Origin of the sequence: Yersinia intermedia (assembly GCF_900635455.1) — a bacterium.
GTDB lineage: Bacteria > Pseudomonadota > Gammaproteobacteria > Enterobacterales > Enterobacteriaceae > Yersinia > Yersinia intermedia.
In genome coordinates, this window is record NZ_LR134116.1 from 4,166,770 (window position 1) to 4,189,571 (window position 22,802).

Below are 22,802 nucleotides of genomic sequence, written 5' to 3' on the forward strand. Positions count from 1 at the left end.
AACTATCTTAATTAAGAGCCCGCGCATCTGTTGCTTAGCTCGCGTAAACTCCCCATCGACGTAGACCGATTTGGTGATACACATGAGATGGCGGTAGAATGAACCGTTTTCAATCCCAACTTAAGCAAAAAAGACGATGAATCTGAATAACAAACAAAAACAGCACCTGAAAAGCTTGGCCCATCCATTAAAGCCAGTAGTCATGCTGGGCAATAACGGGTTAACCGAAGGGGTGCTGGCTGAAATCGAACAAACGCTGGAACATCATGAACTTATTAAGGTGAAGATCACTGCTGAAGAGCGTGAAACCAAAGCCCTAATTGCTGATGCCATCGTGCGTGAGACCGGTGCCGTTAACGTCCAAATCATCGGTAATATTTTAGTGCTCTATCGCCCGGCGAAAGAGCGCAAGATCATTTTACCGCGGTAATGACGCTTGTTTTAGAGAAAAGGTGCCATGCACTTTGTTCTGATAAAAGGCCGCAAGCGGCCTTTTACTTTTCTTTACAACTTCATTTTTGAGAAATAATGCGTAATAGCTGCTCAGATGGGCAAGTATTACACATAATCCACGCTAAGAATTTCATATTCTACTTCGCCGCCTGGAGTTCGAATAACAACGACGTCATCGACTTCCTTACCAATCAGGCCACGAGCGATAGGTGAGTTAACCGAAATAAGATTTTGTTTAAAATCCGCTTCATCATCACCCACAATCCGGTATTGCTGCTCTTCTTCGCTATCCACATTTAAGACACGAACCGTGGCACCAAAAATAACGCGGCCATTATTTGGCATTCTGGTGATATCAATCACCTGCGCATTAGAGAGTTTTGCTTCTATTTCTTGAATCCGGCCTTCACAGAACCCTTGTTGCTCGCGGGCTGCGTGATATTCAGCATTTTCTTTCAAGTCACCGTGTTCGCGGGCAGTGGCGATATCAGCAATAATTTTAGGGCGACGAACGCCTTTTAAAAAATCCAGCTCTTCACGCAGTTTCTCTGCGCCATTTACCGTCATCGGAATCTGTTTCATCTTTTAAATACCTCTAAATCTATCCTGTTCAAAAAACCGTCATCCTAACGTTTTCGAATGAAAATACGGCTAGTTTGATACCCTACCCGCCTCCAGGCGATAAACAAAAAAAATCACCCCGGAGCCAAAACCCCAAGTCAGGATCAATTTTGCATTTTGATATGCATTTTAACGTAGAGTTCCTTTAGGGTCATCGTTTACTTTCGCCCTCGTTGCACCGTAGTATGGCAACACGTTATTCAGCAGTTATACCGAAATTATGCATTTTTCACGAATTGTCAGTGGATTGGCCTGCGCTATTGCGATCAATATCAGCATATCTAACGCCAATGCGGCTCAGGTCGAAAATTACACACAGTATCTGCCTGATGGGGCAAATCTTGCGTTAGTGGTACAAAAAATCGGGGCCACTACCCCGGCAATAGACTATCACGCCCAGCAGATGGCATTACCCGCCAGTACGCAAAAAGTCCTGACGGCATTGGCCGCATTATTACAACTTGGGCCCGATTTTCGCTTCAGTACCACACTGGAAAGCCACGGCCCGATCACCGATGGTGTGTTGCGCGGCAATTTAATTGCTCGTTTTGACGGTGACCCCACCTTAACACGCCAGCAACTGCGTAATATGGTGGCTACACTACGAAAAGCGGGTGTGAAACAAGTTGCAGGTGATCTGATCATTGATACGTCGGTTTTCGCCAGCCATGATAAAGCACCCGGTTGGCCGTGGAACGACATGACACAATGTTTTAGTGCCCCCCCTGCGGCGGCCATTGTCGATCGCAACTGTTTTTCTGTCTCACTATACAGCGCACCTAATCCGGGTGACATGGCATTTATCCGAGTTGCATCCTATTATCCGGTGCAGATGTTCAGTGAAGTACGTACTTTAGCTAAAGGTTCACCGGATGCGCAATATTGCGAGTTAGATGTCGTTCCGGGTGAATTAAACCGATTCACGCTTACCGGATGCCTGACACAACGCAGCGAACCTCTGCCGCTGGCCTTTGCCGTACAAAATGGGGCCAGCTATGCCGGTGCCATCTTGAAAGATGAACTGAAAAAAGCGGATATTCAGATTGACGGTAGTTTGCGGCGCCAAACTACACCAGGCCCTGCGGGAAGCGTGTTAGCACAAGCACAGTCAGCACCGTTACATGACTTACTGAAAATCATGTTGAAAAAGTCTGACAACATGATTGCCGATACCGTATTCAGGACCATTGGTCATCAGCGATTTGGTGTACCGGGTACATGGCGCGCCGGTGCCGATGCAGTGCGTCAGGTTCTGCGCCAGAAAGCCGGTGTGGATCTGGGGAACAGTATTGTCGTGGATGGCTCAGGGTTGTCACGTCATAACCTTATTTCACCAGCAACCATGATGCAGGCTTTGCAGTATATAGCTCAGCATGATCAAGAGCTTAACTTTATCTCAATGCTGCCGTTATCGGGTTATGATGGCACATTACGCTATCGCGGTGGCCTGCATGAGGCTGGTGTTGATGGCAAGGTTTCGGCTAAAACCGGGGCACTACAAGGCGTATACAATCTGGCCGGATTTATCACCACTGCGAGCGGGCAGCGCATGGCATTTGTCCAATTCTTGTCGGGTTACGCCGTGCCACCAGAAGATCAAAAAAATCGTCGGGCACCTTTGGTTCGCTTCGAAAGTCGCCTGTATAAAGATATCTATCAGAACAATTAAAAACTATGAAACTACTGATTGTTGAAGATGATGAACTACTGCAACGCGGAATAGCGATGGCCCTGACCAACCAAGGCTATGCCTGCGACTGTGCCGGTACCGCAGCCGAAGCGCACAGTTTATTACACACCAGTCAGTACAGTATGGTAATCCTCGATCTCGGCTTGCCGGATCAAGATGGAGCCGTATTGCTGCGTCAATGGCGTCGCCAGCATGTCACCCTACCGGTGCTCATCCTCACCGCCCGTGATGCACTGGAAGACCGGGTTGACGGGCTGGATGCCGGTGCTGACGATTACCTTATCAAACCTTTCGCGTTAGCCGAATTACTGGCACGCGTCCGCGCATTGATCCGACGTTATCAGGGGCAAAGTGACAATCTGGTACAACAAGATGATCTGAGCCTTAACTTATCAACCCAGCAAGTCTGTTTGCAGGATCAGCCGCTGGAAGTCACACCTAAAGAGTTTGCGATCCTCTCACGTTTAATTATGCGAGCCGGTCAAACGGTTAATCGTGAGTTATTACAGCAGGATCTGTATACCTGGAATGATGATCTCGGCTCCAATACGTTAGAAGTGCATATCCATAACCTGCGTCGTAAATTAGGCAAGGATCGTATCCGCACTGTCAGGGGTATTGGCTATCGACTGGAAGCGCAATCATGATCAGTATGCGTCGCCGTCTGATCTTAATGCTGGCGTTAATTTTATTGGTTACCCAGTTAATTAGCGCATTTTGGTTATGGCATGAAAGTCAGGAGCAAATAAGCTTCCTGGTTGATGAAACCCTTAGCGCGCAAGCACGTAATGAACGGGTTGATACTGAAATAGCGGAAGCTATTGCATCACTGCTTGCCCCGTCGCTCATCATGATGGCCATTACTCTTTTGCTTTCTTTCTGGGCGATCAGTTGGATTATTCGCCCGTTGGATCAATTGCAAAAGAAGCTGGCTGAACGCTCAGCCGATAATCTCACCCCAGTGATTGTTAAGAGCGATATGCAAGAAATCGTCTCTGTAACGTCGACACTTAATCAGTTGTTATCCCGGCTATCCAATACTCTTGCGCAAGAACGTTTGTTCACCGCCGATGCCGCGCATGAGTTGCGCACCCCTCTTGCTGGAATTCGCCTGCACCTTGAGTTGATGGAACAACAAGGAATCACTGAGAGTAAATTATTGATTAACCGCATCGACTTATTGATGCATACCATTGAACAGCTACTGGCGCTATCCAGGGCTGGCCAAAATTTTGCCAGTGGCCTTTATCAAACTCTTGATTGGGTTGAGAACGTAGTACAGCCACTACAAGATGAGTTGCAGGAAATGTGTACTCTTCGCCAGCAAACTATTCAGTGGGAATTCCCTCCTTATGCCAAGACAGAAGGTGACGCCACTTTGCTGCGCTTAATGTTGCGAAATCTGGTTGAAAATGCCCATCGTTATAGCCCGATTGGTAGCCAGATTTCAGTCAAACTCGTTACTGAAGACTCGGGTACTATTCTGCAAGTGATAGATGAAGGGCCGGGTATAAAACCAGAACAGGCAGGCGAACTTACTCAGGCGTTTCGTCGTATGGATCAACGCTATGGAGGCAGTGGTTTAGGGCTAAATATCGTGATCCGTATTGTTCAACTGCACCAAGGCAGGCTAACACTGGAGAACCGCACAGAGCGTTCAGGATTAAAGGCACAATGCTGGATACCTGCGGTCACTCATAGCACGGTGTTACCTCAATTCAGCTAGTGTGGTCATAAGGCGTGGCTGTTCAAATAAAAGGGCCACCACTGGTGAAGTGGCAGCCCTAATTTATACTCATAACAACTTTACACTCATCACCACCGGGTGACTTAACGTTCGTAGATAAACTCTACGCCGTCATCATCCTCTTCATCCCAATCGTCGTCATCTTCTTCTGCCGCTGCTTCAGCTTCCACTTCAGCCAGTTGTTCACGGTGATAATCATCCCACATGAATTCAACTTTTTCTGGCGCACTTTCTGCAATAGCCATGGCTTTAGGTTGGCTGTTAAGGAATTTCATGACATCCCAGCACAGCGCATTCACATTCTCGCGATTCGCGGCAGAAATCATGTAGTACTTATCGTCCCATCCCAGCGCTTCTACAATGGCTTTAGCGCGAACTTCAGCTTCTTCAGTACCTATCAGGTCAATCTTATTGAAAACAAGCCAGCGTGGCTTCTGGGAAAGATTTTCGCTGTATTGCTGCAACTCATTAACGATGACTTTGGCATTCTCAATCGGATCAGATTCATCGGTCGGAGCCAGATCAACCAAGTGCAGCAGTACACGGCAACGTTCCAGATGCTTTAGGAAACGAATACCCAGACCGGCACCGTCTGATGCACCTTCGATCAAACCAGGAATATCGGCAACCACAAAGCTCTGCTCGTGATCCATTCGTACAACACCCAGACTTGGGATCAATGTCGTAAATGGATAATCAGCCACTTTGGGTTTAGCCGCAGAAACTGCACGGATAAAGGTTGATTTACCGGCGTTTGGCAAACCTAACATCCCTACATCAGCCAGCAGCAGCAGCTCAAGCATCAATTCACGGGTTTCGCCTTCAGTACCCATGGTTTTCTGGCGTGGCGCACGGTTAACCGATGATTTGAATCGGGTGTTACCTAACCCGTGGAACCCCCCTTTCGCGACCATCAGAATCTGGCCATGGCGGGTCATATCACCCACAATTTCACCGGTTCCCTGATCCAGTACACGGGTACCCACCGGGACTTTAATGGTGATATCTTTACCACGTTTGCCGGTACAATCACGGCTCTGGCCGTTCTGCCCACGTTCAGCACGGAAAGACTTCACAAAACGGTAATCAATCAGCGTGTTAAGGTTTTCATCGGCCAGCAGGAAAATATCGCCGCCATCACCACCATCACCACCGTCAGGACCACCATTAGGGATATATTTTTCGCGGCGGAAGCTGACGCAGCCGTTACCACCGTCACCCGCTACAACCAGAATCGTAGCTTCATCAACAAACTTCATTTACTTTCTCCGTAAATCATTCACCGGGCTGCTGCTTTTGCGGAGCAACCAGGTTTATTTCTGTCCGACGTGGCCACCAACGATGCCCAATTGCGGAAAACATTGCGCCTGCCACTACCACGAATGCGCCTGCGTATCCCACAAGGTTGAGGGACGGTGCGGCAAACATTTCTGGCCAAGCCAGCGCCAATAGAATTGAAAAAAACAAGGTAAACAGCGGCGTCAATGTGACGAGTGCGCTTACCTGCGCTGCCTGCCAGCGCGCCATAGCTTCAGCTAAAGCACCGTAACCTACCAGGGTATTAACCCCACAAAACAGTAAACAGGCAAACTGCCACCCATTTAGCTGAAAAATAACGGCGGGCTTCGCCATTGGGAATAATGCAATTGCACATAAAGTGTACAACAATAATAGGATTTGTTGCGATGCCATACGCCTTAATAGCACCTTCTGGGCAACACCATAGCTGACCCAAACAACCGCTGCACAGACACCCAATGCCACGCCAAGCGTATAATCAGTCAAACGGGTAAAGATTTCATACAGGCTGGTATTAAAAAATAACAGTAACCCGCATATCAGCATCCCCGCACCAATAACTTGGGTGATGCGCATCCGCTCTTTTAAAATCAGCACACTGGCAACCATCATACCTACCGGTGACAGTTGCCCAATAACCTGAGATGCCGTCGGACTTAGATATTGTAATGATGAACTGAAGAAGATGAAATTCCCCAGCAAGCCACACGTCGCAACTATCAGTAATACCAGCCAGCGACGTTGGCGAAAAAGTTTAAGAGAGGGCAACTGACGGCGTGAAGCCAGAATAATCCCCAAGCCGATAGCCGCCATCATGAAGCGATACCAAACAATGGTAAAAGGCTCCATGACCACAAGCACTTGCTTCATTGCAATCGGCAAGGCACCCCAGAATACGGCAGTGGTTAGTGCCAAAAAAATACCTAAACCAGCCTGCTGCTTCGTATCCATTTTTTACCGGAGGGGTTAACCCAGAAATGTAAAAAGCCCCGCAACGAAATTGCAGGGCTTACATCTATTTACAGGACGCGAAAAACTTATTCAGCTTCGATGCTGATAAATTTACGGTTTTTCGGGCCTTTAACTTCGAACTTGACTTTACCGTCAGTCAAAGCAAACAGAGTATGGTCTTTGCCGCAACCTACGTTGATGCCAGGATGGAACTTAGTCCCACGTTGACGAACGATGATGCTGCCTGCCAGAACTGCTTCGCCGCCAAAACGTTTTACGCCAAGACGTTTACTTTCGGAGTCACGACCGTTACGGGTCGAGCCACCAGCCTTTTTATGTGCCATTTATCCGCTCTCCTAAATCTTAAGCGCTGATGCCGGTGATTTTAACATCAGTGAACCACTGACGATGACCTTGTTGCTTACGGTAATGCTTACGACGACGGAATTTAACAATCTTAATCTTCTCGCCGCGACCGTGAGCAATTACTTCAGCCTTGATCTTGCCACCATCGACTAAAGGAGCGCCGATATTGATTTCTTCACCGTTAGCAATCATCAGAACTTGGTCAAACTCAACAGTTTCACCAGTTGCGATGTCCAGCTTTTCCAGGCGAATGGTTTGACCTTCGCTTACTCGGTGTTGTTTACCACCACTTTGGAAAACCGCGTACATATAAAACTCCGCTTTCCGTGCACTCCACTTTTGTAGTCCAGAGCGCACTATAAATATTCACAATAGGGCGCGAATTCTACGCAAAAATGCAGTGAATGACAAGTATATAATCAGCCCAAGAGAAGAAAAAAAGCACAGTTTCTTACATCATGTTTATTTGATGGTTTTTTCAAGTACAATCATAGTCTCAGGGAGCGTCATGTAATAATGTGGGCGGTAATCTCATCGTAGTTAAAGAGAAAAACAGCTGAATATAACAATGAACCTAGAAAAGATTATCGAGTTAACCGCGCCGGATATGGCGAATGTAAACACAACAATTCTCAACCAGTTGAACTCTGATGTCGTTCTCATCAATCAATTGGGCCATTACATTATCAGTGGTGGCGGGAAACGAATTCGCCCAATGATTGCCGTTTTGGTGGCCCGTGCATTGCACTATGAAGGTGATAAGCATATCACCGTCGCGGCATTGATTGAATTTATCCATACAGCAACCTTGCTGCATGATGATGTGGTCGATGAATCTGATATGCGCCGTGGTAAGGCGACAGCTAACGCTGCATTTGGTAACGCCGCCAGTGTATTGGTGGGCGACTATATCTATACACGCTCATTCCAGATGATGACCGGCCTGGAGTCTCTGCGCGTTCTTACTTTAATGTCTGAAGCCACAAACGTTATTGCTGAAGGTGAAGTCTTACAGTTAATGAACTGTAATAATCCTGACATCACTGAAGAAAACTATATGCAGGTTATCTATAGCAAAACGGCCCGTTTGTTCGAAGCGGCGTCACAGTCTGCTGCCGTGTTGGCTGATGCCACAGAAACGCAGGAGTTGGCATTACAGAACTATGGTCGTTATCTGGGTACTGCATTCCAGCTAATTGATGATCTGCTTGATTACAGCTCTGATGGCACCACTTTGGGCAAAAATACCGGTGATGACCTCAATGAAGGCAAGCCTACATTGCCCCTTCTGCATGCCATGCATAATGGCACAGTAGAGCAAGCCGCCATGATTCGGCAAGCAATTGAACAAGGCAATGGCCGCCATTTGCTCGAGCCAGTATTGGCAGCAATGCAGCAGTGTGGCTCACTTGACTATACCCGCCGGCGTGCAGAGGAAGAAGCAGATAAAGCCATTGCTGCGTTACAGATCCTGCCTGAAAGTGAATACCGTCTGGCGCTCGAAGGTTTAGCGCATATTGCCGTACAACGCAACTTTTAAACCCTTATAAAGAAACTATTGAGAAACTCGCGTCTTACCGCTCGGGTTTCTCTTTTCTGCTTTTAAGATAAACGCTTCATCAGTGTTCCTACCCCTTCCCGCAGCAAAAATGCAATAGCTTGCGAGCGCTCAACATCAGTGAGCTGATGGTAGGCTTCAATCCATATGGCCAATGGGTCATTGCGCGGCACAACATACTCAGCAGGATTTTCTTTCAAGCGTAAAACATTCAGCACATCAGGTGGCAGCCCCTCGATGGCATATTCCACCGCCTTTCCCTGCACCCCCAGTTTACGCCGGCGTTCCCAACCTTCCTTTCTGGCTCGGCCATTAACCCCTGCTGGACTTTTAGGCAACCCACCGATGCCAATCAGCTCAACTGCGGTAATCCATTGTTTTTTCATATCTATACTCTATCAATGAGCCGCTGTAGCAAGTCCCTAACGCGAAGTGAGCACCTGGTGGGCTAATCTGTTGTTAGCCGTTCGATCAGGCTTTTAGCTCCTTCCCGAAAAATAAACGTAATAACTTGCTCCCTTTCAGCCTCAGTAAAACGATAGTAAGCCTCTACCCATAGGGCCAATGGGTCTTGTCGCACTGGCGTATACTGTGCTGGCTCCTCCCGTAGATGTAATGAATTCATTATAGTGGAGGGCAAACTCTCAACATGGTATTCCACTGCTTTCCCTTGAACGCCACGACGGCGGCGCTGTTCCCATCCCTCACGTTTCGCCATAAGGTTAATACCTTGTGGTGACGATGGTAATCCTTCAAGACCTGCCAATTCCTTAGCGGCAAACCACTCTTTTTTCATGGTGTTGCTTCCTAATATGCGTTGTGGCTCAAAAAAGGAATATTTAGAAAACATTTAAAATCTTTTAGAAAATAAATGGTATGATCTTTCTAAATGGTCACTTTCTGTTCACAGTACGATTAACAATGTACCGTTATTTATATCACTAACGCGCCATCTGCTTAGAAAAAAAAGGATTAAAGATGATTTTAAAGAAATCTGATTGGCACCCAGCAGACATCATTGCCGCCCTACGTAAAAAAGGCACAACGTTAGCCGCTCTCTCCCGTAAAGCAGGGTTAAGTTCATCTACACTTGCCAATGCGTTAACTCGTCCCTGGCCAAAGGGGGAATGGTTGATTGCCGAATGTTTGGACATTCATCCTTCCGAAATCTGGCCGACACGTTATTTTGATCCAAAGACAGGGGTACTTATTGACCGAAAAGTGAGGATACGCCCAGCTATTGTTCGGGCATAAAAAAACCCTGCCAGCTTATCGCTCACAGGGTGGAGGTGACCATTTCATCAAATCGCCGAACATTGCTTCGGCGGTTGATAATATTATCTCAGGGGCAGCTTTAAGCCCCTGCTACTACTTATTATTGACGAACTGCTCGCCCAGCTCGATATCTTTGTGCAACACATCAAGCATGCTTTCTAGCGCTTGTTGTTCAAAAGCACTCAGTTTGCCAATGTCTTTACGTTCAGCAACACCGTTTTTACCTAACAGGATTGGCTGAGCAAAGAAACGGGCATATTTACCGTCACCTTCAACGTAAGAACATTCAACAACATTGCTTTCGCCTTGCAGAGCACGGACCAGAGAAAGACCAAAACGTGCCGCAGCTTGCCCCATAGACAGGGTCGCTGACCCGCCACCGGCTTTTGCTTCAACAACTTCAGTACCCGCATTCTGGATACGTTTAGTCAGATCAGCCACTTCTTGCTCGGTAAAGCTAATGCCTGGAATTTGTGACAACAATGGCAAAATAGTAACACCAGAGTGCCCACCGATAACCGGCACTTCGATATCCTGAGGTTGCTTACCTTTAAGTTCAGCAACAAAGGTATTAGAGCGGATGGTATCCAGTGTTGTAATGCCAAATAATTTGTTCTTGTCGTAAACACCGGCTTTTTTCAGCACTTCTGCGGCGATTGCAACAGTCGTGTTAACTGGGTTGGTAATGATACCGATTAATGCTTTCGGGCAAGTACGCGCGATTTGCTCAACCAGATTACGGACGATACCGGCATTAACATTGAACAGATCTGAACGATCCATGCCTGGTTTCCGTGCAACACCAGCAGAAATCAGAACAATATCGGCCCCTTGAAGGGCTGGGGTAGCATCTTCGCCGCTAAAGCCTTTAATATTAACAGCAGTCGGGATATGGCTCAGATCAACCGCAACACCAGGAGTCACTGGCGCGATATCATATAATGAGAGGTCTGAACCGGAAGGAAGCTGGGTCTTGAGTAGAAGAGCGAGGGCCTGGCCGATACCACCAGCGGCACCGAGAACTGCAACTTTCATCCTATACTCCTTTTTATATTTAATTTAAATTTGCCGTGAATTCATCTATTTAGGCACCTTAATTTATTGTGATTTTAAACACAATCTATTAACAGTCAGATTGAGATATCACGCATCAAAAAGGCGCATAAGACTTATGTATTTTAGAGTAAATCGCTTATTCATTAATGATATAGCGCACATTATTCTAAAATTTACCGAAGTATTCATGACAGGTTAATCGGCGGTTACATTACACCCTTCTGTTACATCAGAACAACATCATTTTAATAACATTTTGGTTACTCAAGCCGAATGTTAATAAAAACTGATTTAGCATAATCGTAACAGTAAGATGATGTTAAAATTTCACCACACCTTGATATCAGCGCTTTTATCGCCAATACTCCATAGTCATGTTGAATAAAAATTCATTTATATGCATAATAATCCTATTCATTATTGACTGTTCAAGGCATAGAAAATGCGTAATCCAGCAAAACAAGAAGATCTTATCAAGGCGTTTAAGGCGTTATTGAAAGAAGAGAAATTCAGTTCTCAAGGTGAGATCGTTTTGGCCTTGCAGGAAGAAGGCTTTGAAAATATTAACCAATCCAAAGTTTCGCGTATGCTGACTAAATTCGGCGCGGTTAGAACGCGTAACGCCAAAATGGAGATGGTTTACTGCTTACCAGCAGAATTGGGGGTACCAACAACCAGTAGCCCACTAAAAAATCTGGTTTTGGATGTCGATTATAATGATTCGGTCGTTGTGATTAATACCAGCCCAGGAGCAGCCCAGTTGATCGCCCGCCTGCTGGATTCATTAGGTAAAGCTGAAGGTATCTTAGGTAGTATTGCCGGTGACGATACCATTTTCACAACGCCTGCCAGAGGTTTTACTGTTAAACAACTGCATGAAGCTATCCTCGGGTTATTCGATCAAGAGCTTTAATTCCACACCTTTATGTTTGGTATATATAGATGCGGCCTTTTGCGCCGCACTGTATCTTTGTTATTGTTATTCCATTCATCACACCTCCTTAGCCTTTAGCCAGGGCATACAGCTACTAATTCCCGCCTAAACCGCAAAATCATCCTACCGTTCTCTCTATTGCAGTCAAAACCGCCACGCAGTAACGCACTTTTAGTCAAAAACGCTTATTTAATTGAAAACATTATATTTTTAATCAAACATGTTGTTTTTTAGTCACTTTTTATTCCTTTTAGTTCTTAAAAAGTAGTCACTAACGATAAAGTGACCTTAAATATTATTAGCTTGCTATTAATATTCTCAGTTACTAGATGTATACTCATTTTCGTGACGCAAATCACACTTCATAAGAAGTGATAAAGAACAAATAGAGGCAACAACATGAATATTAAAGCTACCATCGCAACCATTAGCATCCTGTCTGCACTGTCATTTGGTGTTTTTGCAGCGGATTCCATTAATGAAAATCAGGCGGCAAAATTACAACCTATGGGCACCATCACCGTCAGTGGCCTTAACGGTGCACCCTCTGATATTCGTCAGGCGCTATCGGATAAAGCTGATGCTATGGGCGCTAAAGCTTACAAAGTGATCGAAGTTCGAGAAGAGAATAACTGGCATGCCACTGCCAAGATTTACCAGTAATTCGCGATAGATACATCAAACATGGCGTGAAGCCAAAATTGAAATAAAAGTTAAATAACCAGTAAAAACAATAAACTAAAAGTACAAAAAATCATTCAAAGCACTTTTAGGTTATTGAATCTGATTGAGGAAAAATCATGAAAATCAAAACTACCCTTACAGCTCTGAGTTTACTTTCTGTGGTTGCTTTCGGTGCATCTGCTGCTGAATCAGTCAATGCCGCACAAGCAAGCAAAATGACTGATTTAGGCGCAATCAGTGTGAGCGGTATTACCGGTGCTCCTTCTGATATTGAACAGGCCATTGCGAATAAAGCTGACAGTGAAGGCGCTACTGCATACAAAATCATTGGTGTGCGTGAAGACAATGGCTGGCATGCCACTGCCAAAATTTACAAATAAGATTAAACGCCAGGAATGAAAGTAAATGCCCCGCATAGAGGGGCATACTTTCGTATCTTGATAATTTACTTAATAGACTGAAAATAAAGATAAATACTAATTTTTAGCTTATTGAATAGAGTATTGATTACAACAAAATGTTGGCTGAAGTCAGCCCCCGAATAATCCCTCGTCTATCCGACGAACCCTTTACCCCCGCTATCGCGGGGGCTTTTTTTATCCGGTTTAATCCTGCGATAACGTTTCTTGTTCCGCTTTTTTATCCAAAGCGCTCAGCAGTTTGTTATGAATCCCACCAAAACCACCGTTACTCATCACCAAAATGTGATCACCTGGTTGTGCTGTTTTCACGATCATATCGACTAACGTATCAATATCAGCACTCCAATACGCAGGCTGAATACATGCTTCAGCCACTTCCACTACCTGCCAAGGGATATGCTGCGGCTGGAACAGAAACACTTCATCCGCACGCCCTAATGAAGGTGCCAACTCATTTTTACATAACCCTAATTTCATCGTGTTAGAGCGTGGCTCCAAAACGGCCAGAATACGAGCCGTCCCACCCACTTTACTGCGCAGTGCCGCCAGGGTGGCAAGAATAGCGGTAGGATGATGAGCAAAATCATCATAAACAGTGACACCATTTGCTTCACCACGTAGCTCCAAACGGCGGCGGGCATTAATGAAATTACCCAGTGCCTTGCAAGCATCGGCGGGGGAAACCCCGACATGACGGGCAGCGGCAATCGCCATCAAACCGTTATGCATATTGTGTTCACCCACCAGCGACCAACTGACCTCACCCACTAATTTATTATCAAGAAATACTTCATAAACGCTGGCATCGGTTGATACTTTGCGTGCGAACCAACTGCCAGTTTCGCCAACCAACTCTTGCTCACTCCAGCACCCCATCGCCATCACTTGCTTCAGGTGATTATCATTATCTGGCACGATGATTTTGCCTGTCCCTGGTACTAAACGTACCAGATGATGGAATTGCTTCTGGATAGCTTTCAGATCGTCAAAAATATCGGCATGATCGAACTCAAGGTTATTCATAACCAGCGTTCTTGGGCTGTAGTGAACGAACTTGGAGCGCTTATCAAAGAAGGCGCAATCATATTCATCAGCCTCAATAACAAAGAATGGGCTATTACCTAAACGTGCTGAGACATCAAAATTACCCGGTACTCCGCCAATGACAAAGCCGGGTTCATAACCGCAGGCTTCCAGTATCCAGGTCACCATGCCCGCAGTCGTGGTTTTACCGTGGGTACCCGCCACCGCTAATACCCAGCGCCCTGGCAATACATGGTCATGTAGCCATTGTGGGCCAGAAACATAAGGGATACCTTGCTCTAATACAGCTTCAACACAAGGGTTACCGCGGCTCATGGCATTACCAATGATCACTAAATCCGGGGGAGGGCTCAATTGAGCGGGAGAGTATCCCTGAATTAAATCGATCCCTTGATTCTCCAGCAACGTGCTCATTGGTGGATACACGTTAGCATCCGCTCCCGTCACTTCATGACCTAATGAACGGGCCAGCATTGCCAGGCCGCCCATAAAAGTGCCGCAGATACCTAATATGTGAATGCGCATAAATTTTCCGTATTAATAAGCTTCGAGTTTGTCACCATTCTACCGCTCAGAACAGAGAGAAGAAATGGAATTGCCTATGAATCATTCTTACCTTTGGGCTACACTGCTGCAATCAGGTGAGTTGTTTGTTAATAAATCGATATTTAACCGTAGATCCAGGGATTGAGTCATGAAAACGTTAGGCGAATTCATAGTTGAGAAACAGCTAGACTTCTCTCACGCCACCGGCGAATTAACTGCATTACTTTCAGCAATCAAACTCGGCGCGAAGATTATCCATCGCGATATCAACAAAGCAGGTCTGGTTGATATTTTAGGTGCCAGCGGCGTTTCCAATATTCAGGGCGAAGACCAGATGAAACTGGACTTGTTTGCCAATGAAAAATTGAAAGCGGCCCTAAAAGCGCGGGGCGAAGTTGCCGGTATCGCGTCCGAAGAAGAAGATGATATTGTTATCTTTGATGGTGGCCGGGCAGAAAATGCCAAATATGTCGTTCTGATGGATCCACTGGATGGCTCTTCAAATATAGATGTGAATGTGTCCGTCGGTACTATTTTCTCCATCTACCGCCGCATTACCCCCTTTGGTACTCCGATTACCGAAGCTGACTTCCTGCAACCGGGCACAAAGCAAGTTGCAGCTGGTTATGTGGTATACGGCTCATCAACTATGTTGGTGTATACCACCGGTTATGGTGTTCATACTTTCACTTATGATCCATCGCTGGGTGTTTTCTGTTTATCCGGCGAAAAAGTGCGTTATCCCGCAACCGGTTGCATGTATTCCATCAACGAAGGGAACTACATTAAATTCCCATTGGGTGTGAAGAAATACATCAAGTACTGCCAGGAGCAAGATGAAGCCACCAAGCGCCCGTATACCTCGCGCTACATTGGTTCACTGGTTGCCGATTTCCACCGTAACCTGTTGAAAGGCGGGATTTATATTTACCCAAGCACGGCTAGCCACCCTCAAGGGAAACTGCGTTTACTGTACGAATGCAACCCTATGGCCTTCCTGGCAGAGCAAGCCGGTGGTAAGGCGACGGATGGGGTGAACCGCATTCTGGATATCGTGCCAGAGAAACTGCATCAGCGCGCACCTTTCTTTGTCGGTACCAAATCCATGGTGGAAGACGCAGAAGGTTTTATTGCTAGATTCCCGGATGAAGAAGCCAAGTAACTTGCACTAAATCCAACAGTGACAGAGAAATACATAAAACAGTGGCCACAAGCCGCTGTTTTTTTATGTGGCTCATAGAGAGCGCTCTGCCACAGGCAAATCACCGTCAGGCGGAAATAGCGCTCCATGCGCGGAACCGTCCGAAAAATGGGAGTACTTTCAAATCGACTTGGCTATAATAGCCAACACTCCATTTCTGGTTTGATAAAAGGAAACCGACATGAGCTTGAACCAAGTACCCGCAGGTAAAGACCTGCCAGAAGATATCTATGTAGTGATCGAAATCCCTGCGAATGCGGATCCGATCAAATATGAAATCGATAAAGAAACTGGCTCGCTGTTTGTAGACCGCTTCATGTCTACTGCCATGTTCTATCCATGTAACTACGGTTATATCAACAACACTCTGTCATTAGATGGCGACCCGGTTGATGTGCTGGTGCCAACACCGTATCCGTTGCAACCAGGTTCAGTGATCCGTTGCCGTCCGGTTGGTGTGTTGAAAATGACTGACGAAGCGGGTGAAGATGCCAAGCTGGTTGCGGTTCCACACAGCAAAATGACTAAAGAATACGATCACATAAAAGACGTGCAAGATCTGCCAGAACTGCTGAAAGCACAGATCAAACATTTCTTTGAACATTACAAAGACTTGGAAACAGGCAAGTGGGTGAAAGTGGACGGTTGGGAAGATGCCGCCGCTGCTAAAGCCGAGATCCTGTCCTCTTTCGAACGCGCGAAGAAGTAATTTCCCGTTTCGCATGTCAAAAAGCACCTTTTGAAAATGCTTTAAGCATGAAAAGTAAAAACACCGCCCTGTAAGCGGTGTTTTTTTTGTTAATTACAGCTTAATTTTACGGTTTGCCGCTTTCTTCATGGCGTTTTAGCCAGTCGCCACTGTAGATACGTGGTACACCTTCGAGCGGTAAGCGATAAAGGTATATCCACGCGCTACCATAAGGCGTCTGAATAAGTTCGCGCCGGTAATCCTTAGTATTACTTTTAAGTTCATCTAACTCATTCATAATAGATGAGTTAATCCGATAAACTTCACAATGCACAGTGCCGTCTCCAGGGATAACCGCCGGATAATGACCTAAGTTGTACATATCAAAGCCTTCAAGGTCATGTTCACCCAACCACTGGGCGTCCGTCATCCAATGACTATTACCTTGCTTGCGCCGTAAACTACCGTAGACAATAATTCGCATTGTTAGAACTCAAACTGATAAAGCACATCTAATGCCTGATCAATACCAGACACTGCTTCCAGATACAACCTTGGCATCAACCGATAACGTAATGTTAACGTCGCCAGCGAGTCAAATATACCCACACCGTATTTTACTTGCAGATCTTTGGTGACATAACCACTGACTACCACTTGTGAGCTATCTCCGACTCCCTGCGTATCCAGTGCCAGGTTACTGACACCAAATGCCTCGCCGATTTTACCCACAAGTTTACCGCTTTGCGCAACCCCCATACCAATAAGCATTGAGGTCATCATGCCACTGTCGGCCCCTGAATTACTCAACCCCTGACCACGCAGCAGGTAAGATAACGCTTCCTGCTGTGACATAGCCGGATCCGAGAACACTTCTAGCCGTGGAGCATCTGCCATCCCAGTAACCCGCACACCGGCAGTAACGCCGTCTGCTGTAGCCTCTGGATTTCGTATCGCTTCGATATTGAGTAACGGTTGATCCGGCGGGCCGGAGAACAGCAATATCCCTTTATTGACGATTAAATCCTGACCATAAGCACGGAAGCTACCCGATGGAATATTAATTTGCCCGTTCAAGCCCAACCCGCGCTGATCCTGAATCATTTTCAAGTTACCCTGCAAACGGGCTTTCAAGCCAAATGCATTCAGGCGCACATCATTACCTACCCGAATCACCAGGTTACTGTTGATTGGAATACTGGCCGTCCGTGGGGAGATAGGTTTCAGATCGTTATTGAGCATCACTTCATCTGACGAGACACCTACCGCATTTTCAGGCACTTCTTGTACTGTTATCCGCGCCCATGGGATATCAACCGAACCATTGAGGGTGAACAACTGCGGTGTCGCTTCAAAAACAATGTCCGGTGAAACATCAATCCGTACCATTGGTGGGATCGTAACCCGCAACTTATTGCCTTTTGCGGCGATCCGAGCGCGCCAGGCATTAATATCACGCCAGTCGGCATCACCGGATAGATTGAGCTGCCCTTGAGACGTCCGAATTAACCCCTCTAGCGTTGAGGTCATACCGTCGAAATTCATCGCCAGACGCCCTTCGGTAATATCAAATGGCATCCAACTACCGTCAACATCGACATTATCCAGCGCCAAACGGCCAAAGACTAACGGGCTCTTCGCATTCCCCCCTAAACGCAGATTGGCGTTTAATGTACCAGCGGCTTTTTCACCATCACTCAGTATCGGGTTAATCATTGCCAACGAAATATTACTGATAGCAATATTACCGGATAAATTGCGCCGCCCTTGTGGATCAGCAACCTGTACCTGCCCAGAGAACTGGCCGTTATTTACCAGTTTAATCAACCAGTCAGCCCGCACTTGCCCATTGGTCAGGCCACCATTGAGATTCAGCGTTTCAAAAGCAATCGGTAGCGGGTTACCTTGCACCACTTGCTGCACTTTGACCCCATTGCCACTGAGCGACACCCGTACATCTGGCAGGCTGCCACCGGCCTTCCAACTAACATCGGCCCGGCCAGTGAACACGCCACTCATGGTGGTATCCGGCCCAAGGAATGGTTTGAGCATCGCTAAATCAAAGCGATTAAGTACCACACTCGCCTGCCCGCTTGGGCCAGCTTCAATCGCCCGAGGAGCACAAAGTTCCGCATTCGGGTTAAGCCAACAATGAGGCCCGATGGTGACTCGCTGTAAGCTATTTTGGTAATCCAATGACATCGCGCGGCTTAGACGCCATTCACCTACCGGCGTATCGAAGCGAGTATTATTGAGCGAACCGCGCCAACGCTCTTGCTGACGATCGAAGCTGCCATCCAGTGCCAACTGACCAGAGACTGGCTCCCCTTGTATATTCAGGCGCAACTGATGCTGTTTCTCGCTACCACGGGCATCCAGCGTCAATAAACTGACGACCAGATCCGCTTGCTTCAGTTGTTCAACCCTGATTGCCAACTGCCCCTGGATTTGATCCGTTGAGCGAACATCGCCGTCAATCTTAATGCGGTTAATGGTCAGCTCCTGCCATTGCAGGCGGCTGGCGGTAAGATCAGCCAGCAGTTGCGGTGCTTTAAGGTTGCCGCGCAATTTCAGCGCGCCTTTCACCACTCCACCCAATCCCGGTAACGCGCCATCAAGTTGTGGCGCATCCACATTGGCATCGAGCTGCCAGGTGTCACTAAGGTCACCTTTCACATCTAATTTATTACGGCCTAATGCCAGATTAATGCCCGGAATATGCCACTGGCCTGCCGCATTCCCAGTCAGGGAGCCACGAGCCGTCACTCGGTTTTGTTTCACATTGCCGTCCAGCGCCAGCTCTGGCACCTGTAATTGCCAACTACCACCATGAATACTGCCACGGGTGACAATTTTACCGTCCAATTTTGCTGGCCACTCCGGCCACTGCTTCGCGGTGTTAATGCCCGATAAGGTTAATACCGAGTTCCAACTGATTGCTTTACTCCAATCCACTACACCAGTCAGATCAGTGTTACCTTGCAATGCCGCCAGGCGTAAACGGGTCAGATTGAATTGCTCGACATTCCCTTTACCGTCAAGGGTGAACACTGCCGGTGGCAAGTCAGTACCTTTAAAATCAGAACGGATCGAGAGTGCATAATCTGTCGCCTGCCCATTGAGGCGCATTTTGAGATTATCAATTTGATATTGAGGCTCACCACTCAATGGCCAACGCAGTTGCTTGCTTTGTAGAGTCAGCACCAGTGGCAAACCGGCCTGTGCCAATGCAGTTTCTGCATCCAGTTGCGCGCTCACCGGGCCTGACAGATTGAGTGCCACATTGAGTTTTTCGCGCAGCGCACCACCGACGGTTAACTTCACTTTTTCGCCTTTCAGTGGCTCAATGTTCAGCGCGCTATTGATGACCATACTCACCGGCCAGTTATCGGTCAGCGTGGCGTCACCCTGCGCTGACAGCCCACCCTGGGGCGATTTAATCTCCAGCTTATCCAGTGTTATTTGGTTTTCTTGTGTGCTGGCTTGCAGCAAAAGGCTACTGATAACGACGTCGGTATCACCTGTCAGCCGGAGTTGTTGCCCTGAGATCTCTTTAATTTGTAAATCCAGCGGCAAACGGAAGTCCGGCAATTCGGGCAGTAGCGGTTTAGCAAACAGCGCTTTTAGCGTTTCACCTAGCGGAGTTTCCTGCTCTGCTGGCGCTACCGCCTGTTGCTCAACCGCTTCTTTTACCGCAATAGCCGTTTCAACCGCAGGCTTAGCGGCATCCGGCACCATCGCAGGCACTGTTTTTGGTAGAGCTATCAATAACCCACTGATTTTGGTTGGCATTAATGCCAGTGCGCGCTGTTGCCAATGTGCACCGGTGCGCAATTCATCTAATGAAATCGCAGTGTCATCAATAGTGACTTTGACATTATTCAGCGACAGCATGCGTAATGTCATGGGGTACGGAGTACTAAGTTCCCCCATCGGTTCGGTGCTGGCAGGCGCTGGTGCCGCAGGCGGCATGGCTTTGGTATCCACCACCACATCAATATCTTGTGCCGTCAGTGCATTAATGCACAACTCACTGCGTTTTAGACAAGAGAGCTGTAATGAAAGATGGAACTGCCCTGCTTTAACAGTGACACCCGGCATTTGATATTGAATGCCTTTTAAGGTGAGGTCACGCCACCCCCCACTGACACTGGCGATATCCAGGCCGGGAACCCAACGTGCGGCACTGTTTATCACAAAATGTAGACCACTGGTGGTGCCTAACAAACCCGCCAAAGCCCCGACCAGCAGCAGGATAATGAGCAGAAATGCGATACTGAGTCTCTTTATCCACCTCCCTCCCTTTACCAACATCATAGTTCAGGCCCCAAACCGATGTAAAATTGCACGCCATGTGCTTCGTTGTCACCAATAGGTTTGGCGATGTCTAGCTTGATCGGGCCGACCGGAGAAGCCCAGCGGACCCCAACCCCGGCACCGGTTTTGAAGTCACTCTTGCGAATATCATTAACCGCTTCACCCGAATCGACAAATACTGCGCCCCACCATCTGCCGGTAACGTTATATTGATATTCGAGCGTACCGGTCGCCAGTTTAGAGGCACCGGTTAATTTGCCTTCGCTATCGCGTGGGGAAATATCACGGAACTTATAGCCACGAATACTGCGATCTCCACCGGCGAAGAAGCGCAGTGACGGCGGTACCCGATCGAAATCATTGGTTTCAATCCAGCCCAAATTACCCCGCACCACAAAACGGTTCTTCTCACCCAAGGTACGAATCCACACGTTTTGCGCCTGGAGTATGGCAAAATCTACGTCAGACCCCCAGGTGGTATCAGAGACATCAATAGAATAATTCTGGCTATCACCCCACACCGGCATAGCGCCGCCGCGCTGACGGGTACGGCTGATATTCACCCCCGGATACAGCAGCATGGTGGTGTCGGTGACACTACCTTGAGTAAAGTGATCCAAACTCCAACGCAGGTTAACTGAGCGTTTCCAACCACTGGACAGATCCCAAAAACGGGCAACGTTCAACGTGGTGGTATCCGATTTTGTATCATTCAGATCGGTGCGTTTAAAGCCCCCTTGCAACAGGTAATACTGTTCCAGTGGATTTTTTAACAACGGAATGCGATAGCTGAAATCCAGCGTCTGTTCGGGCGCGGAAAGTGTGGTACTGGTGGTCAGACTATGCCCGTAGGAGTTCATCCACGGTTTACGCCAACTGGCCGTCAGACGTGGGCCAACATCGGTCGCATAACCGCCCCCCAATTCAACCGTATTTTCGGTACGTGGAGTGACGACCGCATCCAGTGGCAGGACTTTGGTTTTTCTCGCATCGCGAAAATCCGGTGAGACCACCACCGAGTTAAACCAGTTAGTCGCCGCCAAACGGCGGTTCAGCTCGGCCAGTTCATCAGAGGTATAAAAATCGCCCTCATGAAAAGGCACTAAATTTTGCAGGAAATCTTCACGGATTTGCGAGCCTTGGAAGACCACGTTACCAAACCGATAGCGTTCGCCACTGTCAAAATCGATATCCCAAAATGCTTTACGCAACTCAGCGGCAACACCCAACTGACTTTTGATCATATTGGCGTCAAAATAACCACGGCGCAGCGCTAACCCCGTCAGTGAACTTTTGAAATTATCAAAATCGCCATGATTGAGGACTGAGCCAATTTTAGGGGTATCGCGGCGTACCAATGACAGATAGTCAGGATCGGTTTTCGCCCCGCCTTGTAGCACAATATCAACACCAGCAATCAAAACCGGTTCACCAGGAACCACTTTGGCGATTAAAACGGAACGTGCCGGTGCCGGGCGCGGCTGCAAATCAAAGGTGATGGTGGGGTCGTAATAACCTAACGCGCGCAACCCCTGACGTATGGCTTCATCCACCCTTGAGCGGAAGCGGCCATCGGACGTCACTTCATCCGTACCAATTGTTGATAAACGCGCCCTGACGTTTCTCTCTAAATCCCCGCTAAGACCTTCGACCTGCAACCGCACATTGGCAGCGTAGGCGACAGGCGTGGCGAGCAATACGCACAAAAAACACAAAATAGGGTATCGTGGCACGCGTACTCCTAATTAATTTTATACCTGCCATCTTCCAAGTTGCAGGTGTATTGGCAGCTCTCATTACTCGGCCCATCATGGGGCCTCACATGCAGCGTTCAAATCGGATCTGGGCCGATTTACCGCCCGCATCACTTAACCGATAAAAGTGCATCGGGGTTATCTCCCTTGCCGCCTTCCCACACGTTGAAATCTATTGGGTATATTTCTCTGTAAA

23 protein-coding genes are annotated in these 22,802 nt (G+C 47.4%); 11 read left to right on the forward strand and 12 right to left on the reverse strand.

Features of this window, described 5'->3' with window-relative positions; translation table 11 throughout:
- Positions 1–136 precede the first annotated feature (136 nt).
- A complete protein-coding gene (gene yhbY, locus EL015_RS19015; protein WP_004389225.1) occupies positions 137–430 on the forward strand; it encodes a ribosome assembly RNA-binding protein YhbY in 294 nt (97 codons plus the stop codon).
- Between the two features lie 128 nt (positions 431–558).
- Here yhbY and greA read toward each other — a convergent pair whose 3' ends face one another.
- A complete protein-coding gene (gene greA, locus EL015_RS19020; protein WP_005186441.1) occupies positions 559–1,035 on the reverse strand; it encodes a transcription elongation factor GreA in 477 nt (158 codons plus the stop codon).
- A gap of 259 nt (positions 1,036–1,294) precedes the next feature.
- Between greA and dacB the strand changes: the two genes are divergently transcribed.
- The 3 genes from dacB to pmrB are packed head-to-tail and all read left to right on the forward strand — an operon-like array spanning position 1,295 to position 4,490.
- Complete coding sequence (gene dacB, locus EL015_RS19025; protein ID WP_005186439.1) at positions 1,295–2,743, forward strand: serine-type D-Ala-D-Ala carboxypeptidase; 1,449 nt, start codon at positions 1,295–1,297, stop codon at positions 2,741–2,743.
- Between the two features lie 5 nt (positions 2,744–2,748).
- Complete coding sequence (gene pmrA, locus EL015_RS19030; protein WP_005186436.1) at positions 2,749–3,411, forward strand: two-component system response regulator PmrA; 663 nt, start codon at positions 2,749–2,751, stop codon at positions 3,409–3,411.
- Positions 3,408–4,490 (forward strand): two-component system sensor histidine kinase PmrB, encoded by a 1,083-nt coding sequence (gene pmrB / locus EL015_RS19035; RefSeq protein WP_032906637.1) that lies wholly within the window; start codon positions 3,408–3,410, stop codon positions 4,488–4,490. Before pmrA ends, pmrB begins: the two co-directional genes overlap by 4 nt.
- A gap of 104 nt (positions 4,491–4,594) precedes the next feature.
- Here pmrB and cgtA read toward each other — a convergent pair whose 3' ends face one another.
- From cgtA to rplU, 4 genes are all read right to left on the reverse strand, one after another.
- Positions 4,595–5,770 (reverse strand): Obg family GTPase CgtA, encoded by a 1,176-nt coding sequence (gene cgtA / locus EL015_RS19040; RefSeq protein WP_005186430.1) that lies wholly within the window; start codon positions 5,768–5,770, stop codon positions 4,595–4,597.
- Between the two features lie 16 nt (positions 5,771–5,786).
- A complete protein-coding gene (locus tag EL015_RS19045) occupies positions 5,787–6,761 on the reverse strand; it encodes a DMT family transporter (protein WP_005186426.1) in 975 nt (324 codons plus the stop codon).
- Between the two features lie 86 nt (positions 6,762–6,847).
- Complete coding sequence (rpmA, locus tag EL015_RS19050; protein WP_005186423.1) at positions 6,848–7,105, reverse strand: 50S ribosomal protein L27; 258 nt, start codon at positions 7,103–7,105, stop codon at positions 6,848–6,850.
- Positions 7,106–7,124: 19 nt separating this feature from the next.
- Positions 7,125–7,436 carry a 50S ribosomal protein L21 gene (rplU, locus tag EL015_RS19055; RefSeq protein ID WP_005186422.1) on the reverse strand — a complete coding sequence of 104 codons (312 nt, stop codon included), beginning with the start codon at positions 7,434–7,436 and terminating at the stop codon, positions 7,125–7,127.
- Positions 7,437–7,695: 259 nt separating this feature from the next.
- Here rplU and ispB point away from each other — a divergent pair, with 259 nt between their 5' ends.
- On the forward strand, positions 7,696–8,667 hold the full coding sequence (ispB, locus tag EL015_RS19060; protein ID WP_005186418.1) for an octaprenyl diphosphate synthase: 972 nt from the start codon (positions 7,696–7,698) through the stop codon (positions 8,665–8,667).
- A gap of 62 nt (positions 8,668–8,729) precedes the next feature.
- Here the strand turns inward: ispB and EL015_RS19065 are convergent, their stop codons facing one another.
- Positions 8,730–9,071, reverse strand: coding sequence for a DNA-binding protein (locus EL015_RS19065; RefSeq protein ID WP_005186415.1), 342 nt, complete (start codon positions 9,069–9,071; stop codon positions 8,730–8,732).
- Positions 9,072–9,133: 62 nt separating this feature from the next.
- Positions 9,134–9,481 carry a DNA-binding protein gene (locus EL015_RS19070; RefSeq protein ID WP_005186412.1) on the reverse strand — a complete coding sequence of 116 codons (348 nt, stop codon included), beginning with the start codon at positions 9,479–9,481 and terminating at the stop codon, positions 9,134–9,136.
- 182 nt (positions 9,482–9,663) lie between these two features.
- Here EL015_RS19070 and EL015_RS19075 point away from each other — a divergent pair, with 182 nt between their 5' ends.
- A complete protein-coding gene (locus EL015_RS19075) occupies positions 9,664–9,939 on the forward strand; it encodes a helix-turn-helix domain-containing protein (RefSeq protein WP_126286804.1) in 276 nt (91 codons plus the stop codon).
- A 114-nt stretch (positions 9,940–10,053) separates the two neighbouring features.
- Here the strand turns inward: EL015_RS19075 and mdh are convergent, their stop codons facing one another.
- Entirely contained in the window at positions 10,054–10,995 is a 942-nt protein-coding gene (gene mdh, locus EL015_RS19080; RefSeq protein WP_005186407.1) for a malate dehydrogenase, read from the reverse strand.
- Positions 10,996–11,458: 463 nt separating this feature from the next.
- On the opposite strand from mdh, the gene argR reads away from it, so the two are divergent.
- From argR to EL015_RS19095, 3 genes are all read left to right on the forward strand, one after another.
- A complete protein-coding gene (argR, locus tag EL015_RS19085) occupies positions 11,459–11,929 on the forward strand; it encodes a transcriptional regulator ArgR (protein ID WP_004875431.1) in 471 nt (156 codons plus the stop codon).
- Positions 11,930–12,349: 420 nt separating this feature from the next.
- A complete protein-coding gene (gene yhcN, locus EL015_RS19090) occupies positions 12,350–12,613 on the forward strand; it encodes a peroxide/acid stress response protein YhcN (RefSeq protein WP_005186404.1) in 264 nt (87 codons plus the stop codon).
- A 137-nt stretch (positions 12,614–12,750) separates the two neighbouring features.
- Complete coding sequence (locus tag EL015_RS19095) at positions 12,751–13,014, forward strand: YdgH/BhsA/McbA-like domain containing protein (RefSeq protein WP_005186401.1); 264 nt, start codon at positions 12,751–12,753, stop codon at positions 13,012–13,014.
- Between the two features lie 225 nt (positions 13,015–13,239).
- On the opposite strand, the gene mpl is transcribed toward EL015_RS19095, so the two are convergent.
- Complete coding sequence (mpl, locus tag EL015_RS19100) at positions 13,240–14,625, reverse strand: UDP-N-acetylmuramate:L-alanyl-gamma-D-glutamyl-meso-diaminopimelate ligase (protein ID WP_005186398.1); 1,386 nt, start codon at positions 14,623–14,625, stop codon at positions 13,240–13,242.
- Between the two features lie 169 nt (positions 14,626–14,794).
- Here mpl and fbp point away from each other — a divergent pair, with 169 nt between their 5' ends.
- The gene (gene fbp, locus EL015_RS19105) at positions 14,795–15,808 is read left to right on the forward strand and encodes a class 1 fructose-bisphosphatase (RefSeq protein WP_005186396.1); all 1,014 of its coding nucleotides are present in this window, start codon (positions 14,795–14,797) and stop codon (positions 15,806–15,808) included.
- A gap of 220 nt (positions 15,809–16,028) precedes the next feature.
- Positions 16,029–16,556, forward strand: a complete 528-nt coding sequence (gene ppa / locus EL015_RS19110; RefSeq protein WP_005186394.1) for an inorganic diphosphatase — start codon at positions 16,029–16,031, stop codon at positions 16,554–16,556.
- 106 nt (positions 16,557–16,662) lie between these two features.
- Here ppa and EL015_RS19115 read toward each other — a convergent pair whose 3' ends face one another.
- The 3 genes from EL015_RS19115 to tamA are packed head-to-tail and all read right to left on the reverse strand — an operon-like array spanning position 16,663 to position 22,585.
- A complete protein-coding gene (locus tag EL015_RS19115; protein ID WP_005186390.1) occupies positions 16,663–17,019 on the reverse strand; it encodes a gamma-glutamylcyclotransferase family protein in 357 nt (118 codons plus the stop codon).
- Between the two features lie 2 nt (positions 17,020–17,021).
- On the reverse strand, positions 17,022–20,849 hold the full coding sequence (gene tamB / locus EL015_RS19120) for an autotransporter assembly complex protein TamB (protein ID WP_145550540.1): 3,828 nt from the start codon (positions 20,847–20,849) through the stop codon (positions 17,022–17,024).
- The gene (gene tamA, locus EL015_RS19125; protein ID WP_005186384.1) at positions 20,849–22,585 is read right to left on the reverse strand and encodes an autotransporter assembly complex protein TamA; all 1,737 of its coding nucleotides are present in this window, start codon (positions 22,583–22,585) and stop codon (positions 20,849–20,851) included. Before tamA ends, tamB begins: the two co-directional genes overlap by 1 nt.
- Positions 22,586–22,802 lie beyond the last annotated feature (217 nt).

Bases quoted from the DNA above. Each gene is read 5' to 3' on its own strand.
- ispB (WP_005186418.1), top strand. From the start codon at position 7,696: ATGAACCTAGAAAAGATTATCGAGTTAACCGCGCCGGATATGGCGAAT.
- yhbY (WP_004389225.1), top strand. From the start codon at position 137: ATGAATCTGAATAACAAACAAAAACAGCACCTGAAAAGCTTGGCCCAT.
- EL015_RS19070 (WP_005186412.1), bottom strand. From the start codon at position 9,481: ATGAAAAAAGAGTGGTTTGCCGCTAAGGAATTGGCAGGTCTTGAAGGA.
- EL015_RS19095 (WP_005186401.1), top strand. From the start codon at position 12,751: ATGAAAATCAAAACTACCCTTACAGCTCTGAGTTTACTTTCTGTGGTT.
- rplU (WP_005186422.1), bottom strand. From the start codon at position 7,436: ATGTACGCGGTTTTCCAAAGTGGTGGTAAACAACACCGAGTAAGCGAA.
- dacB (WP_005186439.1), top strand. From the start codon at position 1,295: ATGCATTTTTCACGAATTGTCAGTGGATTGGCCTGCGCTATTGCGATC.
- fbp (WP_005186396.1), top strand. From the start codon at position 14,795: ATGAAAACGTTAGGCGAATTCATAGTTGAGAAACAGCTAGACTTCTCT.
- pmrA (WP_005186436.1), top strand. From the start codon at position 2,749: ATGAAACTACTGATTGTTGAAGATGATGAACTACTGCAACGCGGAATA.
- argR (WP_004875431.1), top strand. From the start codon at position 11,459: ATGCGTAATCCAGCAAAACAAGAAGATCTTATCAAGGCGTTTAAGGCG.
- EL015_RS19115 (WP_005186390.1), bottom strand. From the start codon at position 17,019: ATGCGAATTATTGTCTACGGTAGTTTACGGCGCAAGCAAGGTAATAGT.
- mpl (WP_005186398.1), bottom strand. From the start codon at position 14,625: ATGCGCATTCACATATTAGGTATCTGCGGCACTTTTATGGGCGGCCTG.
- ppa (WP_005186394.1), top strand. From the start codon at position 16,029: ATGAGCTTGAACCAAGTACCCGCAGGTAAAGACCTGCCAGAAGATATC.
- cgtA (WP_005186430.1), bottom strand. From the start codon at position 5,770: ATGAAGTTTGTTGATGAAGCTACGATTCTGGTTGTAGCGGGTGACGGT.
- yhcN (WP_005186404.1), top strand. From the start codon at position 12,350: ATGAATATTAAAGCTACCATCGCAACCATTAGCATCCTGTCTGCACTG.
- mdh (WP_005186407.1), bottom strand. From the start codon at position 10,995: ATGAAAGTTGCAGTTCTCGGTGCCGCTGGTGGTATCGGCCAGGCCCTC.
- EL015_RS19065 (WP_005186415.1), bottom strand. From the start codon at position 9,071: ATGAAAAAACAATGGATTACCGCAGTTGAGCTGATTGGCATCGGTGGG.
- greA (WP_005186441.1), bottom strand. From the start codon at position 1,035: ATGAAACAGATTCCGATGACGGTAAATGGCGCAGAGAAACTGCGTGAA.
- rpmA (WP_005186423.1), bottom strand. From the start codon at position 7,105: ATGGCACATAAAAAGGCTGGTGGCTCGACCCGTAACGGTCGTGACTCC.
- pmrB (WP_032906637.1), top strand. From the start codon at position 3,408: ATGATCAGTATGCGTCGCCGTCTGATCTTAATGCTGGCGTTAATTTTA.
- EL015_RS19045 (WP_005186426.1), bottom strand. From the start codon at position 6,761: ATGGATACGAAGCAGCAGGCTGGTTTAGGTATTTTTTTGGCACTAACC.
- EL015_RS19075 (WP_126286804.1), top strand. From the start codon at position 9,664: ATGATTTTAAAGAAATCTGATTGGCACCCAGCAGACATCATTGCCGCC.
- tamB (WP_145550540.1), bottom strand. From the start codon at position 20,849: ATGTTGGTAAAGGGAGGGAGGTGGATAAAGAGACTCAGTATCGCATTT.